This window comes from Marinobacter sp. ELB17 (genome assembly GCF_000169375.1).
In the GTDB taxonomy this organism is placed as follows: domain Bacteria; phylum Pseudomonadota; class Gammaproteobacteria; order Pseudomonadales; family Oleiphilaceae; genus Marinobacter.
In genome coordinates this window covers 1-14,660 of record NZ_AAXY01000009.1, presented here as the reverse complement: position 1 = coordinate 14,660, position 14,660 = coordinate 1, and the positions used below count along the sequence as shown (strand labels likewise).

16 protein-coding genes are annotated in these 14,660 nt (G+C 55.0%); 7 read left to right on the top strand and 9 right to left on the bottom strand.

The window, feature by feature from the left end; all coding sequences use genetic code 11:
• Window positions 1–48 precede the first annotated feature (48 nt).
• Window positions 49–1,695, top strand: coding sequence for a sensor histidine kinase (locus MELB17_RS12110; protein WP_007350533.1), 1,647 nt, complete (start codon window positions 49–51; stop codon window positions 1,693–1,695).
• Entirely contained in the window at window positions 1,674–2,369 is a 696-nt protein-coding gene (locus tag MELB17_RS12105; RefSeq protein WP_007350532.1) for a response regulator, read from the top strand. The genes MELB17_RS12110 and MELB17_RS12105 overlap by 22 nt, the downstream gene beginning before the upstream one ends.
• A gap of 65 nt (window positions 2,370–2,434) precedes the next feature.
• Here MELB17_RS12105 and MELB17_RS12100 read toward each other — a convergent pair whose 3' ends face one another.
• From MELB17_RS12100 to yeiP, 5 genes are all read right to left on the bottom strand, one after another.
• Window positions 2,435–4,027, bottom strand: a complete 1,593-nt coding sequence (locus tag MELB17_RS12100) for a BCCT family transporter (RefSeq protein ID WP_007350531.1) — start codon at window positions 4,025–4,027, stop codon at window positions 2,435–2,437.
• 81 nt (window positions 4,028–4,108) lie between these two features.
• On the bottom strand, window positions 4,109–4,648 hold the full coding sequence (locus MELB17_RS12095) for a GDYXXLXY domain-containing protein (protein WP_007350530.1): 540 nt from the start codon (window positions 4,646–4,648) through the stop codon (window positions 4,109–4,111).
• Entirely contained in the window at window positions 4,645–5,715 is a 1,071-nt protein-coding gene (locus tag MELB17_RS12090) for a DUF4401 domain-containing protein (RefSeq protein WP_007350529.1), read from the bottom strand. Before MELB17_RS12090 ends, MELB17_RS12095 begins: the two co-directional genes overlap by 4 nt.
• A complete protein-coding gene (locus MELB17_RS12085) occupies window positions 5,712–6,710 on the bottom strand; it encodes a DUF2157 domain-containing protein (protein WP_007350528.1) in 999 nt (332 codons plus the stop codon). The genes MELB17_RS12090 and MELB17_RS12085 overlap by 4 nt, the downstream gene beginning before the upstream one ends.
• A 43-nt stretch (window positions 6,711–6,753) precedes the next feature.
• Window positions 6,754–7,329 (bottom strand): elongation factor P-like protein YeiP, encoded by a 576-nt coding sequence (gene yeiP, locus MELB17_RS12080; protein WP_007350527.1) that lies wholly within the window; start codon window positions 7,327–7,329, stop codon window positions 6,754–6,756.
• Between the two features lie 153 nt (window positions 7,330–7,482).
• On the opposite strand from yeiP, the gene MELB17_RS12075 reads away from it, so the two are divergent.
• Window positions 7,483–8,340, top strand: coding sequence for a PA4780 family RIO1-like protein kinase (locus tag MELB17_RS12075; RefSeq protein WP_007350525.1), 858 nt, complete (start codon window positions 7,483–7,485; stop codon window positions 8,338–8,340).
• Window positions 8,341–8,476: 136 nt separating this feature from the next.
• Here the strand turns inward: MELB17_RS12075 and MELB17_RS12070 are convergent, their stop codons facing one another.
• From MELB17_RS12070 to MELB17_RS24590, 3 genes are all read right to left on the bottom strand, one after another.
• Window positions 8,477–9,145, bottom strand: a complete 669-nt coding sequence (locus tag MELB17_RS12070; protein WP_007350524.1) for an SDR family oxidoreductase — start codon at window positions 9,143–9,145, stop codon at window positions 8,477–8,479.
• Window positions 9,146–9,267: 122 nt separating this feature from the next.
• Window positions 9,268–10,491 (bottom strand): dicarboxylate/amino acid:cation symporter, encoded by a 1,224-nt coding sequence (locus tag MELB17_RS12065; RefSeq protein WP_007350523.1) that lies wholly within the window; start codon window positions 10,489–10,491, stop codon window positions 9,268–9,270.
• Window positions 10,463–10,777: a hypothetical protein gene (locus MELB17_RS24590; protein ID WP_157133290.1), complete on the bottom strand. Its 315-nt coding sequence runs from the start codon at window positions 10,775–10,777 to the stop codon at window positions 10,463–10,465. The genes MELB17_RS12065 and MELB17_RS24590 overlap by 29 nt, the downstream gene beginning before the upstream one ends.
• 89 nt (window positions 10,778–10,866) lie before the next feature.
• Between MELB17_RS24590 and MELB17_RS12060 the strand changes: the two genes are divergently transcribed.
• Window positions 10,867–11,034 (top strand): DUF2897 family protein, encoded by a 168-nt coding sequence (locus tag MELB17_RS12060; RefSeq protein WP_319795884.1) that lies wholly within the window; start codon window positions 10,867–10,869, stop codon window positions 11,032–11,034.
• 10 nt (window positions 11,035–11,044) lie between these two features.
• On the opposite strand, the gene trxC is transcribed toward MELB17_RS12060, so the two are convergent.
• On the bottom strand, window positions 11,045–11,485 hold the full coding sequence (gene trxC / locus MELB17_RS12055; RefSeq protein ID WP_007350521.1) for a thioredoxin TrxC: 441 nt from the start codon (window positions 11,483–11,485) through the stop codon (window positions 11,045–11,047).
• 206 nt (window positions 11,486–11,691) lie between these two features.
• Between trxC and MELB17_RS12050 the strand changes: the two genes are divergently transcribed.
• The 3 genes from MELB17_RS12050 to MELB17_RS12040 all read left to right on the top strand — a co-directional run.
• The gene (locus tag MELB17_RS12050; protein ID WP_007350520.1) at window positions 11,692–12,906 is read left to right on the top strand and encodes a thiamine pyrophosphate-dependent dehydrogenase E1 component subunit alpha; all 1,215 of its coding nucleotides are present in this window, start codon (window positions 11,692–11,694) and stop codon (window positions 12,904–12,906) included.
• Between the two features lies 1 nt (window position 12,907).
• Window positions 12,908–13,885, top strand: coding sequence for an alpha-ketoacid dehydrogenase subunit beta (locus MELB17_RS12045; protein WP_007350519.1), 978 nt, complete (start codon window positions 12,908–12,910; stop codon window positions 13,883–13,885).
• A gap of 26 nt (window positions 13,886–13,911) precedes the next feature.
• Window positions 13,912–14,660 (top strand): biotin/lipoyl-containing protein (locus MELB17_RS12040; protein WP_007350518.1); only part of this gene is annotated, 749 nt, incomplete at its 3' end.

Below are 14,660 nucleotides of genomic sequence, written 5' to 3'. Positions count from 1 at the left end.
TGATAATTCCGGGCGCGCAGCGCCGATGGACCAAGCGGACGGACGCCTATGCCTGTAAAGCGACGCACAAAACTTAAAACCCGCATGATTCTCACCCTTGGCCTGGTAAGCGCTCTACAGACCGTGTTTATTGGCGTGTTTGCCGGTTATTACCTCAGCGAATCCCTGTACAACGAGATTGGCCAACGGGCCTTGATGGTCGCCAAAACCATTGCTGCCAGCCCTGCGGTTATCCGTGGTATACAGCAACGGAATCTTGACGACCTCAACACCCTCACCCGCACCCTGGCCCGAACCAACGAAGCCCTGTTTATTGTGATTGGCGATCACAACGCCATTCGCCTGGCGCACCCTTTACCCGAGCGCATCGGTCGTTCCATGGCCGACGACGAAGGCGATTATGGCCGCCGCGCACTGGTGGAGGGTAAGGGCTATGTCGCCCGTGCGCTCGGCAACCTTGGCGAATCCATGCGAGGCAAAGCGCCGGTGTTCGAACCCGGCAGTGGCTCTATTATTGGAATCGTGTCGGTGGGCTACAGCGTAAGCCAGGTAGAGGCCACCGTGCAGCGATACAATTTTGTCCTTTACGGGGTTCTGGGGGTGGTTTTACTGATTAGCATTCTGGCGGCGGTGGTGATTGCCAGTCGTTTCAAGCGCGCTATTTTTGGCCTGGAACCAGAGGAAATCGCCGGTCTGTTCCAAGAGCGCAACGCTACGCTGCAATCGGTGCGTGAAGGCATTATTGCCATTAACCGCGACGGCATTATTACCACGGTGAATCGTGCGGCCCTGGTCACTCTTGGGCTTGATACCGAAATGCCGGTGGCAGGGCGCCCAATTCACGAGATACTGCCGGAGAGCGGTTTAATGTCCGTTCTGGCCACCGGCACGCCAGATTTCGACCGCGAAGTGTGGCTGCGCAACCGCCAGATGGTGGTCAACCGGCTGCCAATGCGCCAAGGCGCCGACATAATTGGCGTGGTGGCCAGCTTCCGTTTGCGTAACGAGCTGGATCAAGTCAGCCAGCAGCTCACCCGCATCCAGCAATACGCCGACACTCTGCGCAGCCAAACCCACGAATACTCCAATAAGCTGCACACCATCGCAGGGCTGATACAGTTGGGTGCCTACAACGACGCTCTGGGGCTTATTGGCAGCGAAGTCAGCAGCCATCAGGCACTGATTCACTTGCTGCTGGAAGCCGTGCCTGACCCCATCATTGCCGGTTGCCTGTTGGGCAAACACAACCGTGCCCGGGAAATGGGCCTGCATCTGGACATAGACCCGGATAGCCAGATGACTGACCTGCCGCACAATTTACCGCGAGAACAACTCGTAAGCGTACTCGGCAACCTGATTGATAACGCGCTGGAAGCCACTCGTCGACATACCGGTGCCAATGGCCGGGTACAGCTGTCGATGACCGATCTTGGCCAAGAGCTGATTTTCGAGGTGGAAGACCAAGGCCCGGGCATTCCTCTGGAAGTTCAAAACCGAATGTTTGAAAAGGGTGTTACCAGCAAAACAGGCACCCATCACGGTTTTGGCTTGCATCTGGTGCGCCAGTTTCTGGACAGCTGGGGTGGCTCGGTGACGGTGGAAAACCTGAAAGCCGCTGGCGGCAGCCGCTTCACCTTATATTTACCAAAAACACCCACCGGAAGGAGCCAACCTTGCCCCCCATCCGACTGCTGATTGCTGAAGACGACCGCCAGATTGCGGAAATCCAGCGCCGCTTTATCCAGCGGTTAGAGCAGGTAGAACTTTGCGGCATTGCCCATACCCTGGCCGATGCACGCGAACAGGCCGAAGTATTAAAGCCTGACCTGATACTGCTAGACGTGTATTTCCCCGACGGCAACGGATTAGATTTGCTGCGTGAGCTGCGCGCCAGTAATAGCAGCAGCGACGTGATCCTGATCACCGCCGCCAAAGAAGTAGAAACATTGCGGACCGCCCTGCGCGGTGGCGTGTTTGATTACATCCTGAAACCCTTGGCGTTCGAACGCCTGGAAGAGGCCATTAACCGCTTCTGTGACCATGTTGAACGCCTGTCGGCACTGAAGCATTTAGGTCAGGACGAAGTAGACGCCCTGCTCCCGCGCAACAGCGGCGAAAATGGCAACGACAGCCATCACCGACTGCCCAAAGGCATTGATGTGATTACGCTGGACCGGATTCGTGAGGTCGTTGCCGACGGCAAGCCTTGGAGTGCAGAGGAAGTAGGCGGCGCCATGGGTGCATCGCGCACCACAGCCAGACGCTACCTGGAATATATGACCGGCACCAGAACCCTGGCGGCTGAGGTTACCTATGGCAGTATTGGCCGGCCGGAAAGACGCTACCGAATGCAGCGCCTGCCGGCCTGAACACGCCCCGCCCGGCCTTAGCTCTTTATAGATAACTCTATAACGCCAGACGGAACACCCACCTGCTATATCAGCTTCTGCGCCCGCGCCATGGCAAACGCAGCCTGCGGGCCTGTCCACAGCGACGGCAGAATAATCAGCGACACCGGAATGGCGGTTAGCACAATAAACTGCTGCAGCACACCAATCTGGCCGGCACCCATGTACAGCAGAATCGCCGCCATAATAGCCATGGCTCCGCCCCAAAAGGCGCGAATGGCGTAGTGCGGTTCATCGTGGCCTGCGCCTACGGTGGCAATGGCATAGCTCATGGAATCGCCGGTGGTGGCCACGAAAATGGTGGTCAACAGCAGTACGGCTGCAGCCATCACTACGCCACCGGGTAAGTTCTTGGCAACCGTCAGTGTGGCTTGATCAAAGCGGAACGCGTTCAGCGCTTCGGTTAGGTCAAACACACCCGTGAGCTGGTAATACACACCCGAACCACCCAGCAGGGTGAACCAGATGGTGGTGGCGATCGGCGCCAGAATGGATACCGCCAAAATAGTCTGGCGAATGGTGCGACCGCGGGAAATGCGCGCCACAAAAATCGACATCAGCGGGGTGTAGCCAATAAACCAGGCAAAAAAGAATACCGTCCACCACTTCATCCACCATTCCGGCGCCGTTTCACTGGTCATAGTGGCCATGGCGAAGAACGACGTCAGATACTCACCCATAGACGCCACATAGGTATTGACTAAAAACAGGGTGGGGCCAAACGCGAAGATCACCGCGCCGATGACCAGTGCCAGAATGACATTGAACCGGCTCAGCAACTGAATACCACGGTGAATACCACTGACCGCCGAGGCCATGTAAACAGCGGCCAGCAGGCCAAGAATAACCAATTGCGTGCTGAATTCGTCGGCCACGCCGAACAGCTCATGCAGGCCGAAACTCATCTGTGTGGCCAAAAAGCCAATGGGGCCAACGGTACCGGCAACCACCGCAATGACGCACATGGCGTCAACAACGCCGCCTAACCAGCTGCTCATAATGCGCTCGCCAAACACCGGATACAGCAAGGTACGCGGCTGTAACGGTTTGCCCTGAACGTAGTGGGCGTGAGCCAGAACCATGGCGGTTAACGACCCAAGTACGCTCCAGGCCAAGAAACCCCAGTGCATAAACGCCTGAGCCATGGCCGGCGCAACGGCCTGTGCCGTGCCGGCTTCGGTGTCAAACGCCGGTGGCGTTACCACAAAGTGATACACCGGCTCGCCAGCAGCAAAGAACACACCGCCACCCGCCAGCAGAGTACATAGAATCATCGACAGCCAGCGGAAGGTGCTGAATTCAGGCTTTTCCATGCCACCCAGGCGGGCGGCACCAGCGCGGCTAACGGCCACACCCATCGCAATGAAGAAGGTCAGCAACAGCAACAACTGGAAAAAGGTGCCCATATACCTGGCCGTCCAGGCGAAGCCCACGTCAATCACGGCAGCAAGACTGTCGGCATCCGTCAGCGACCAGCCTACGAACAGCAAGATGAAGCCAATGGTTAGAACCAGTACAACCGGATCACCAAAGCGGTGGGCATCTGCGGAGCCAGCGGGGGAAGAATCAGAGGAGGTAGAACGGGGGTTATCGGTAGTGCTTGCCATGCTTAAAGACATGTATCGACCAGTTTCGAAAATTAGCCGCCCACCGTACACACCTGGTTTTGTATTATCCAGCACGTTTGGGCATTTTCGCGATCAAAGGTCTGCTTTTTCGGGTGGACCCAGCTGCTTCAAATCGTCGCTATACAGGGCCACCAGCAAGGGTTCGCCTTGTTCGTTCAACCGAAACTGACCGTACCTGGCGGCCTCGTAATATTCAGCGTCGCCTTCCTGGAAAAAAAACGCGTTGGTGGCAAAGTGCACAGTGTTATGGCGTATCCGGTAGCGCAACAACTCCTCCTCCGGGGCCAAATCTTGTCCGTTGAACAGCGCTTTGAAGCTCGCCCTGTTCTGGCTGTCGAGGGTAACAATGACGTAATGGGTTGACGTTTTCGCCGTTGAAAATTGCTGTGCACTGCGTCCAAAGGCGCGGCGAATTTCCTGGCCGATAGCGAAGCTCAGGGTCATGTAGTCGCCTTGCATCAGCGAGCGCGGATCTACCCGCGCTAAATCAAGATAAACCACCTTGCCATGAGCCAACTGCTGCTCTTTGTGGAACACCGACAGGTTCACCATCGCCAAGGCGACCAACAAGGCTAGCAACCCAATAATCCGGCGGCTTAACCGCTGTTTCATGGGCTCTCTCCCGCCTGGCCATTCACCAGTCTTAACATCAACCAGCGCATGGCCAGCAGCAGTAAACCGGTGGCTAGCAAAATCTGGGCTTTAACCATCAGGGTTACATGCAACTGGTAATAAAAAGCACTGGCGTAAAACAGTAGGCCCGCAATGCCGATGCCTTTCAGCAAGCTGTTGCTACCGGCTTGGCCCAGCACGATGACCATCATGCACACCAGCAAGCCCGGCGCATCGGCACTGGCTAACACCAGGGCTGTCAGGGCGCAAAGCGCCAATATTTGAACCCGAACAGCTGTCTTCAGGCGCTGGCACACGTTGTACACAATATAAACGGCAGCCAGACCTTCCAACAACGGTGTCAACCAGCCATAAATCGTGGGCAGCGTATCAAGCACTCCGTTCCCCACCGACCAATTCAGACCTAGCACAACCTCACTTCTGCTGGTAACCAGCGCCAGCACGCCACCATAGCCCCAGGCTCGCAGCGCTGGCAACATACGCGGAAACTGGAATTCATGCAGCCACACCCAGCCCGTAAAAGCCAACACAGCGCCGCCCGCCACCACGTTCAGTAAGGGCAATTCGACAAACACAAGCAAGCCAAGTGCGGCTACACAAGTTGAGAACACGCGGTGGATAAAGTCCGGCATAAACACCGCTAAAAGCATTTGAAAGCCAGTAATCAGCAGCGTGGCACCTATAGCATCAGCGCCCCCAAACGAGCCCCAGGCCACAAAACCCTGCCCTGCAAGGCTAAACGCCAACGCCATATGCCTTACGAACTCGCTGGCCGCACTTCGCAGCAGCCAGAATGCAACGCCAATCAACAATAGCCCTATTGTCCAAAGCAATAGCGGGCTTTCAAAAAACCAATCTAGCTCCAGGTCGAAGAAAAACAGCAACGCGATGGCCAAAAACAAAAACAGCGCGGCCAACCAGCCAAAAAAGCCCATAAACACCGAGATATACCAGGGCGAACCTGCATCTCCCGGCGCTGGCGGTGCCCCCTCTACCAATCCTTGCTGTTGCAAGCTAGTCCATAGCCGTTGGTGTTCAGCGTTCATACCTGCCATCCCCGGTGAACAGACCGCAACCAGTTAACGGCCAACGTACTCATGGCCATCAACGCTATGGCCATCAGTAATACACTCCCGCTGTTGTCGAGGTGCCACACCACATGTTTAACCAGCACGCTGACAACAATCGCAATCACCGAAACCGCCGCAAGCGTCAGCATAAACAGATCCGGACGTTGGTAGCGGTAAACCCCATACACAATCGCCAGTGCCAATAGAAACACCAACGCGGGAAGCCATAAATCGCTGCTAGAAAACACACTTTCGACGACTCGCAGAGTCAGTGGCATTAAGGTAGCCATTGCCAAAAATCGCAACGCCCAACGCTGATTGAGCCAGGGCGCACGGCCGGCTAGCCACTCCCATGCACACAACATAAACCCGTTTGCGGCAAACTGAACCCACAACAGCTGCCCATAAGCCTCCGTTGAAAAGCGGCCGGTAGGCTGAAAGTACAACGTTAACGCGAGGTTGACCAAAACGGCCCAAAGCACCCACAGCGGTGCAAATCGGCCAATCAAGGCAAAGGGTGTTAGCAGTAACATCCACACAAAAAACAGCTGCCAGGGGTCTGCACCGGTCTGGTAGGTTTGCCCGAACAGCGCCAGCAATCCGCCCAACAGAAGACCGGTCGAAAGCAGCGCAACCTTGCCAGCCAAGGTTTCACGTCCGGCCAGCCAGTAACCCACAAACGCCAGCAGTACAGCTCCTTCGACCAGCGCGAAACGAGCCAGTCGGCCCAGATCACCCCAGTTGAAGGCCACAAAAAGCAGTACGGAAAAAGCCAGCGCCAAGCCACCCAGGCACAACAGCAACACGTCTAAAAAGCGCAGCCACTGCCGGCCAGCCGGAAACACGCCGGCTATCGCCGCGGCGCGGTTTGAGTCTGCGGGCGCAATCTGGCCGCCGTCAACCAAAGCAACAAACGCTTTACGTGTTTCAGGCCGTATTTCAGGCTTTGCTTCAGGCTGCGTTTCAAACATAACGGCTGCGCCCTCCTGGCACGACTTACCAGGCAGATGCCCGTTACTCCGCGGTCGCCCGCCCCATGAACCTGCGTTCTTCCACATTCACTTTGATCCGGTCGCCGGTGGAAATGTATTCAGGCACCTGAATCACCAAGCCTGTGACCATAGTCGCTGGCTTGGTTCTGGCTGTGGCAGAGCCACCTTTCACCGAAGGAGCTGTGTCCATGATTTCAAAATCGACCGTGGGGGGCAGAGCCAGCGCTACGGGTGCATCTTTGATCAACACAACCATAATGCCTTGGGTTTCTTCGGTCACAAACAGCAGCTCCTCGGCAATGGCTTCTTTGTTGAGCATATACTGTGTGTAATCTTCGGTATCCATAAACACGTATTCTTCGCCGTCGGCGTAAGAAAATGACGCAGTACGGCGGGTCAAATCCGCCAGATTCAGCATATCGCCGTCTTTGAAGGTCTCGTCTTTCTTGATGTTGGTGACCACATCGTACAACCGCATGCGGTAAAGGCTGCCGCCAGCCCGGCCTTGGGGTACAGACCGCTCGATGTCCTTGACAAAATACACCCGACCTTCAAACTCGACAGCAGAGTTTTTCTTGATTTCACTTGCTCTAGGCATTTTCAAAGCTCCAAAACAGCATAATAAACGAACCGGTGCCAAGCAAATACCGGCGCGGGTTCAGGCCCGGTGATTCTACCGTCAGAAGCGCTTTGCTGGTAGCTCTCACAGATCAACACAACCAAAACCGATTTGATGTAAGATTGCGGCCCTATGAAAACACCAAAACGATTACAATCCCTTTTAGACGACGGGCTGATAGACAGCGTGCTGTATCAGCTTATGAGCGGCAAAGAAGCTCAGGTATACGTGGTGCAGTGTGGCGACCAGGTTCGCTGTGCCAAAGTGTTTAAAGAAGCGTCAAAACGCAGCTTCAAGCAAGCCGTGGAATACCAGGAAGGCCGCAAGGTGCGCAACAGCCGCCGTGCCCGCGCCATGGGTAAAAAAACCCGCTACGGCCAAAAAGAGCATGAAGACGCCTGGCTGAACGCCGAGGTAGACGCCCTTTACCGCCTGGCGGATGCCGGTGTGCGGGTGCCACGGCCATCAGGCTTTGTTGATGGGGTGCTGCTGATGGAACTGATCAGCGATGCCGATGGCAAAGCCGCGCCCAGGCTGGACGACGTTGAACTGACCCGCGAACAGGCGCTGGACTTCCACCAGCAGGTGATTGCCGACGTAGTGCGCATGCTCAGCGCCGGACTGATTCACGGCGACTTGTCGGAGTTCAACGTACTGCTGGATGATCAGGGGCCAGTAATTATCGACCTACCCCAGGCGGTGAACGCCTCTGGCAACAACAACGCGGAACGCATGTTGGAGCGCGACGTAGACAACATGCGCCGCTATTTTGGCAAGTACGCGCCGGAGCTGATGAACACCGATTACGGCAAAGAAATCTGGGAGCTGTACGAAAGTGGCCGCCTGCACCCCACCAGCAAACTGACCGGGTGCTTCATTCACGACACCCACAGCGCGGATCTGGGCGAAATAATGGAAGTGATTGACGCAGCTAAAGAAGAAGAGCGCGACCGGCTGGAGCGCCAGCAGGCCAACGACGAAGAAGATTAACGAAACAAAGCTGGCGCCAAAACGTCAGCTTTTTTACACCTGATTTTTAAAATCTTCCTGCAAATCAGTAACCCGCTAAAACAAAGATTTAACTGGCAGCGCAAATGCCCGCCGGTGATAACGGCGGGCATTTTCCTCACCACGGCAGCACCTCACCGGTTTGATGCCAGAATGAGCCGGTGTTCTCCAGATTCAGCTCTTCAATCCGTGCGGTCAGCCCGCTGATGGATTCCGCGGTCGTAATCTCCCCCCGCCCTTTGGTCATGCCGGTTTGCACAAAGCCGGGGTGCAATTGAGCCACCGCAATGCCTTTGGGTTTAAGATCCACGGAGAGTGATTTGCCAAACGCATTCAGCGCCGCCTTAGAGGCCCGGTAGCCATATCTGCCACCTGAATTATTCAGGGTTATTGAGCCCAATCGGCTGGTGATGTTGGCAACTTTTCCGCCAGATGGTATGAGTGACATAAGCGCCTCGGTCACTCGCAGCGGCGCATAAGCGTTTACTTCCATTTGTGCTCGCAGGGAATCAAAGTCAATGCAGCCCAGCTCGTTTTCCTGCAATAAGCCGGCGTTGTTGATTAAAAGATCAATGCGATCACCTGCCAGCGAGTCCGCCAGCCCTGCCACACTCTCACCTGATGTCACATCCACATGCTCAATTACCCGCGCCGCTGCCGCCTCCAGCTCGTCAGAGGTTTGGCGGCATACGCCAATAACGTAATGGCCAGCACGGCTATAGTGCTGCGCCAGTTCCAGGCCAATGCCGCGGTTGGCACCCGTAATTACAACAACCCGTTTTTTCATCGTTCATTCCCTTGTAAATGGCGATTGTACGTCTATTGGAAATAGTAATACGTTTCCCTCAGTCAAAAAAAACGGTGAAGAGGTTTCACCCTATTCACCGTTTTTTACAGCCGTTGATTCCGTCAGTTATCGTGTCGGCTTTCAGAGCGGGCAATAATAGACGTACCCACCAGGTCACCGGTCACGTTCAGGCCGGTGGCACCCATACCCACCAAGGCATCAATAGACACCAGCAACGCTACGGTTTCAATCGGCAGGCCGACCTGCGCAAACACTGTGGCAATCATCACAATACCGGCGCCTGGCACGCCAGCGGTGCCAATCGATGTAAGCGTGCCAATCAGCACAATCTCGGCCATGGTCATCAAGTCCAGAGGAACGCCTACCACATTGGCGGCAAACACGGCGGAAATGGCGATGCGAATGGCGGCACCGTCCATATTAATGGTGGCGCCTAACGGCAAGCTGAAACCGTATATTCGCTGGGGTATGTTCAGCTTGCGGGCTGCGGTAATGGTCAGTGGCAAGGTGCCAGAACTGCTCTGGGTGGCAAAAGCCGTCGCCATAGGCGTTCTGGCTTCGCGGAAAAATCCACGTACGTTTACACCAAAACCGCGCATCAGCACGCAATACACCACCAACTGAACGGCTAGCGCAATGTACAGCACCACCACCATGTCGCCCAGGGCCATAATAGTTGCCATGCCCTGCTCACCGGCGGTTTTCGCCACAATCGCAAATACCCCGATGGGCACGTATTGCAACACACCTGCCATCACTTTCAGGGTCATTTCACTGAGCCCCTCAATCACCTTATAAAGGTGCTCGCCCAGCTCAGCGTGCTGTTCTGACTCACGCAGCTTCAACAGCGCAATACCGAATACAATGGCGGTGAAAATAATCCCCAGCAAATTCAGTTCGGTGAAAGCCGTAAAAATATTATCCGGAATAATGTTTAGTAACACCGCCGCAAAGCCCGGATTGTCCGGAACTTTTACCGTCGCATTTTCATTCAGTGTCATACCACTGCCGGGATCGAGCCAGGTTGCAACGGCCAACCCAACAATAATCGCCAGCGCTGAAGAGGCAATGTAGTACAGCATCAGTTTGCGACCGACACGCCCCATACTGCCGATATTGGCCTGGTTGATACCCACCATTAAAGTGAACAGCACGATGGGTACAATCAGGAATTTCAGCAAACGCAGTAGCAGTTCGCCAAACGGCGCCAACCAGTCAGCTACAGGCTGGCCACCAATAAGCCCAACGGCGATGCCCAACACCAACGCAATGCTGACGCGCAGAATCAGTGATGAATTAAGGTAGCCATAAAACAAAGCTCTCATCGGGCAACTCCCGACAAAACTGAACAATCGTGTGCCATAAAACCGGTTCCTGATTTTGAATGGCGCCGATTGTGGTGGAAATCAACCGATAGGTAAACTGATGCAACCAAGCATAAGCTAATAGCTTCGGTGCGTTTCTATCTTTGGCTGAGCCGTGAATTTTTACCCACAAAAGCTGTGGATAACCTTGTGAGAAGCCTCGGGACAGCCTCTCAGAACCCTGTAGCCATGGGCATGAACGGAAGTTAGCGGGAAATTGACCGGGCTGATAAGTGATGCCCGCCAAACACCGCACTGGCGTGTTTCACATTACAGGCTCATTATCAGAGTTATGCTTTCTATATAAGGACAATTGCTATGCCAATGATCGGATAGATTATCTTACTCGCCTCGCTGGCGCTGATTCTAGGCAGCCTGCTTATGCTGCGTGACACGGCCAGCACCATGAGCCTGTCTGGCGAAAAACTGGAAAAAGTGCGCAAACGCAAAGCCGAGCAGGAAGCCCTCGACAAACAAGACAAACAGGACAAACAGGACGACTGAACGCACTCAGCTACTTCAACTGAGCGCCCAGCCACTGATCAATCTGAGCCTGATTCACGGCGCCACTCTGACGAGCATGCTCGCGGCCATTGCGAAACAGAATCAGCGTGGGAATACTGCGAATCCCAAACTGCCCCGACGGGCCTGGGTGCTGCTCGGTATTCAGCTTGGCAAACCGCACCTTACCCTTCCAGCCTTTCGCCGCCAGCGCAAACTGCGGCGCCATCGCCTTACACGGGCCGCACCAGCTGGCCCAAAAATCCACCAGCACCGGCAAGTCGCTACGAGCGATGTGAGTGGCGAACGCCTGTTCAGTAAACTCGGGCACGTTATCTGGCCATAACGGCTGTTTGCACGCACCGCAGGTGCCACCCGCTGACAAGCGACTGGCAGGAACCCGATTTACTTTATTGCAACTTGGGCAAACGATGTGCCGGTTTTCATCCACCATGAAATTACCTCACTTACGATACTATTCAGGATATTGCTCAAGATACTACTCAAAAGCCGCACTTTACGTTAAGGTCAACTTTCCCATGAGCGATTTCGCACAATGCGTTCTATACTCTGGAAAAGATTAGCACCCTAAACCTGATAAAACCAAAGCCCTCACAAGGGGCTCTATGTTCCTCAAGCCACCACCCAAGGACGAGGATAATGACAACAACAAAGCCAAAAACCGTGCATTCCCCCATTTTCACTGATGGCGCGGAGTTTCGAATTTCCACCTTCAAACTGCTAAAACAGGACGGCTCGCTTTATAAAGGCGGTAAAGCGCCTGACATAAGCAAAGAAAAAGCCCTGCGCATTTACCGCGCCATGGTCACTACCCGCATTCTGGACGAGCGCATGTTAGCCGCCCAACGCCAGGGCCGGCTCAGCTTTTACATGCAATGCACCGGTGAAGAAGCCGCCGTTATTGGCAGCGCAGCAGCGCTGGATGATAGCGATATGATTATGGCCCAATACCGAGAACAAGGTGCGCTGGCCTACCGTGGCTTCACCATCGACGAGTTCATGAACCAGCTGTTCGGTAATAACAAAGACTACGGCAAAGGCCGGCAGATGCCGGTGCATTACGGTTCGAAAAAACTCTATTACATGACCATTTCATCGCCGTTGGCCACCCAGATCCCCCAGGCCACCGGTTATGCCTATGGCCAGAAGCTGGCCGGTGAAGGCCACTGCACTCTGGTCTACTTTGGTGAAGGCGCCGCCTCCGAAGGCGACTTCCATGCGGCTCTGAATATGGCCGCGGTTCACCGGGTACCGGTGATCTTTTTCTGCCGCAATAACGGCTACGCAATTTCCACACCGGCCTCCGAGCAGTTCGCTGCCGACGGTGTAGCACCGCGGGCTTACGGCTACAAAATGGACGTGATTCGGGTAGACGGCAACGACGTTCTGGCGGTTTACCAGGCTACCGAAAAAGCCCGCCAAATGGCCGTTGAAGAGAACCGCCCGGTACTGATTGAAGCCATGACGTACCGCTTGGCCGCCCACTCTTCTTCCGATGACCCCTCCGGCTACCGCAGCAAAGACGAAGAAGCCATCTGGCGTGAAAAAGATCCGATTCTGCGTACCCAACACTGGCTGAAGTCACACGGTTGGTGGAGCGACAACGAAGAAAAAGAATTACAGGAACGCCTGCGCCGCGAGGTTCTCGAAACCATGAAGCAAGCACAGAAACGACCACCACCGGCGCTGGAAACCTTGATTACCGATGTTTATAAAGAAGTGCCTCCAGCCCTGAATGCGCAATTCGAGAAATTGAAAGCGCACATTCGCCGGCACCCGGACGCCTACCCAAAGAGCGCAAACGATCCGGCCATCACTGGAAAACCCGTTAGCACTCAAAAAGGAGAGGCTTGAAATGGCGAAGATGAACATGCTGCAAGCCATCAACAACGCCCTGGATACTGCTATGGCGGCGAATGAGCGGGTGCTGTGCTTTGGCGAAGATGTGGGCATTTTTGGCGGCGTATTCCGCGCCACCAGCAATCTGCAACAAAAGTACGGTAAGTCGCGTTGTTTTAACACGCCTTTAGTGGAACAAGGCATCATCGGCTTCGCCAACGGCCTGGCGGCCCAAGGCTCGGTGCCGGTGGCTGAAATACAATTCGCCGATTACATTTTCCCGGCTTTTGACCAGATCGTGAACGAAACCGCGAAATTCCGTTACCGCTCCGGCAACCTGTTTGACGTCGGCGGACTGACCATTCGCGCACCTTACGGCGGTGGCATTGCCGGCGGCCTTTACCACTCCCAATCGCCAGAAGCCTATTTTGCTCACACACCGGGCCTGAAAGTGGTAGTGCCACGCAATCCACATCAGGCCAAAGGCCTTTTGTTGGCCGCCATTCACGACCCCGACCCGGTGCTGTTCTTTGAGCCCAAGCGCCTGTACCGGGCATCCGTGGGCGAAGTGCCCGAAGAAGAATACCAACTTCCATTAGGCAAGGCCGAAGTACTCAAAGAAGGCACAGATGTGACTGTTCTGGGCTGGGGTGCACAAATGGAAGTGATCGAACACGCCGTGGAAATGGCAGAAAAAGACGGCATTTCCTGCGAAGTGATCGATCTACGCAGCATTTTGCCCTGGGACGTCGATACCGTGGCTGAATCGGTTCTGAAAACCGGGCGACTGGTGATTACCCACGAAGCTCCGTTGACCGGTGGCTTTGCCGGCGAAATCGCGGCCACTATTCAAGAACGATGCTTTTTGTATTTGGAATCGCCTATTGCCCGGGTAGCCGGATTAGACACGCCCTTCCCGCTGGTGCTGGAAAAAGAACACTTTCCCAATCTGTTGAAGGTGTATGAAGCCATTTGCGACAGCGTCGAATTCTAACCCGGTATCAGGACAGGAGAACGAACATGAGTGATTTTATACTGCCCGATATCGGCGAAGGTATTGTGGAATGCGAAGTGGTGAAGTGGCTGGTCAGCGAAGGCGACATGATCGAAGAAGATCAACCGGTGGTCGAGGTAATGACCGACAAAGCGCTGGTGGAAATACCGGCACCTCACAAGGGACAGATTAAGCGCCTTTATTACAAAGAAGGCGACATTGCCAAGGTGCACGCACCGCTGTTTGAGTTGTTAGAAGAGGGTAGCGAGCAAGAAGACGGCACCATCAACGATAACGACGACTCCGCCTCAGAAAAAGCCACCGCAAGCTCAATGCCGGCCAGTCAAAAGGCCGAAACAACAAAACAGGCGAGCGATAGCTCCGGCTCTAATGAAACAGCAAGCGCTGCGGAAACCAAAACACCGGCCAGCCCGGCGGTAAGACGCCTGATGCGCGAGTACGACTTGTCATTGGGTCACATCAGCGGCTCTGGCAGAGACGGCCGGGTGCTGAAAGAAGATGTGCTGGCTCATATGAAGCAGCCAGAAGGCCAAACAGGCGAGTCCGCGAGCGCCCAATCAGGCAGTCAATCAGGCAATCTATTAGCGAAGCGCTCCAGCACCACTGACCAGCAGATTCGCGTAGAGCCCATCAAAGGCATGAAGGCGGTGATGGCAAAGCGCATGGTAGCCGCCGCCTCCAGCATCCCGCACTTTATCTTCAGCGAAGATATCGATGTGACCGAACTGCTGGCGCTGCGCGCGCAGCTCAAACC

Excerpts from the sequence above, each read along its gene's own strand:
- MELB17_RS12110 (WP_007350533.1), top strand. The coding sequence starts at position 49 with ATGCCTGTAAAGCGACGCACAAAACTTAAAACCCGCATGATTCTCACC.
- MELB17_RS12100 (WP_007350531.1), bottom strand. The coding sequence starts at position 4,027 with ATGTCTTTAAGCATGGCAAGCACTACCGATAACCCCCGTTCTACCTCC.
- MELB17_RS12095 (WP_007350530.1), bottom strand. The coding sequence starts at position 4,648 with ATGAAACAGCGGTTAAGCCGCCGGATTATTGGGTTGCTAGCCTTGTTG.
- MELB17_RS12090 (WP_007350529.1), bottom strand. The coding sequence starts at position 5,715 with ATGAACGCTGAACACCAACGGCTATGGACTAGCTTGCAACAGCAAGGA.
- MELB17_RS12085 (WP_007350528.1), bottom strand. The coding sequence starts at position 6,710 with ATGTTTGAAACGCAGCCTGAAGCAAAGCCTGAAATACGGCCTGAAACA.
- yeiP (WP_007350527.1), bottom strand. The coding sequence starts at position 7,329 with ATGCCTAGAGCAAGTGAAATCAAGAAAAACTCTGCTGTCGAGTTTGAA.
- MELB17_RS12075 (WP_007350525.1), top strand. The coding sequence starts at position 7,483 with ATGAAAACACCAAAACGATTACAATCCCTTTTAGACGACGGGCTGATA.
- MELB17_RS12070 (WP_007350524.1), bottom strand. The coding sequence starts at position 9,145 with ATGAAAAAACGGGTTGTTGTAATTACGGGTGCCAACCGCGGCATTGGC.
- MELB17_RS12065 (WP_007350523.1), bottom strand. The coding sequence starts at position 10,491 with ATGAGAGCTTTGTTTTATGGCTACCTTAATTCATCACTGATTCTGCGC.
- trxC (WP_007350521.1), bottom strand. The coding sequence starts at position 11,485 with ATGGTGGATGAAAACCGGCACATCGTTTGCCCAAGTTGCAATAAAGTA.
- MELB17_RS12050 (WP_007350520.1), top strand. The coding sequence starts at position 11,692 with ATGACAACAACAAAGCCAAAAACCGTGCATTCCCCCATTTTCACTGAT.
- MELB17_RS12045 (WP_007350519.1), top strand. The coding sequence starts at position 12,908 with ATGGCGAAGATGAACATGCTGCAAGCCATCAACAACGCCCTGGATACT.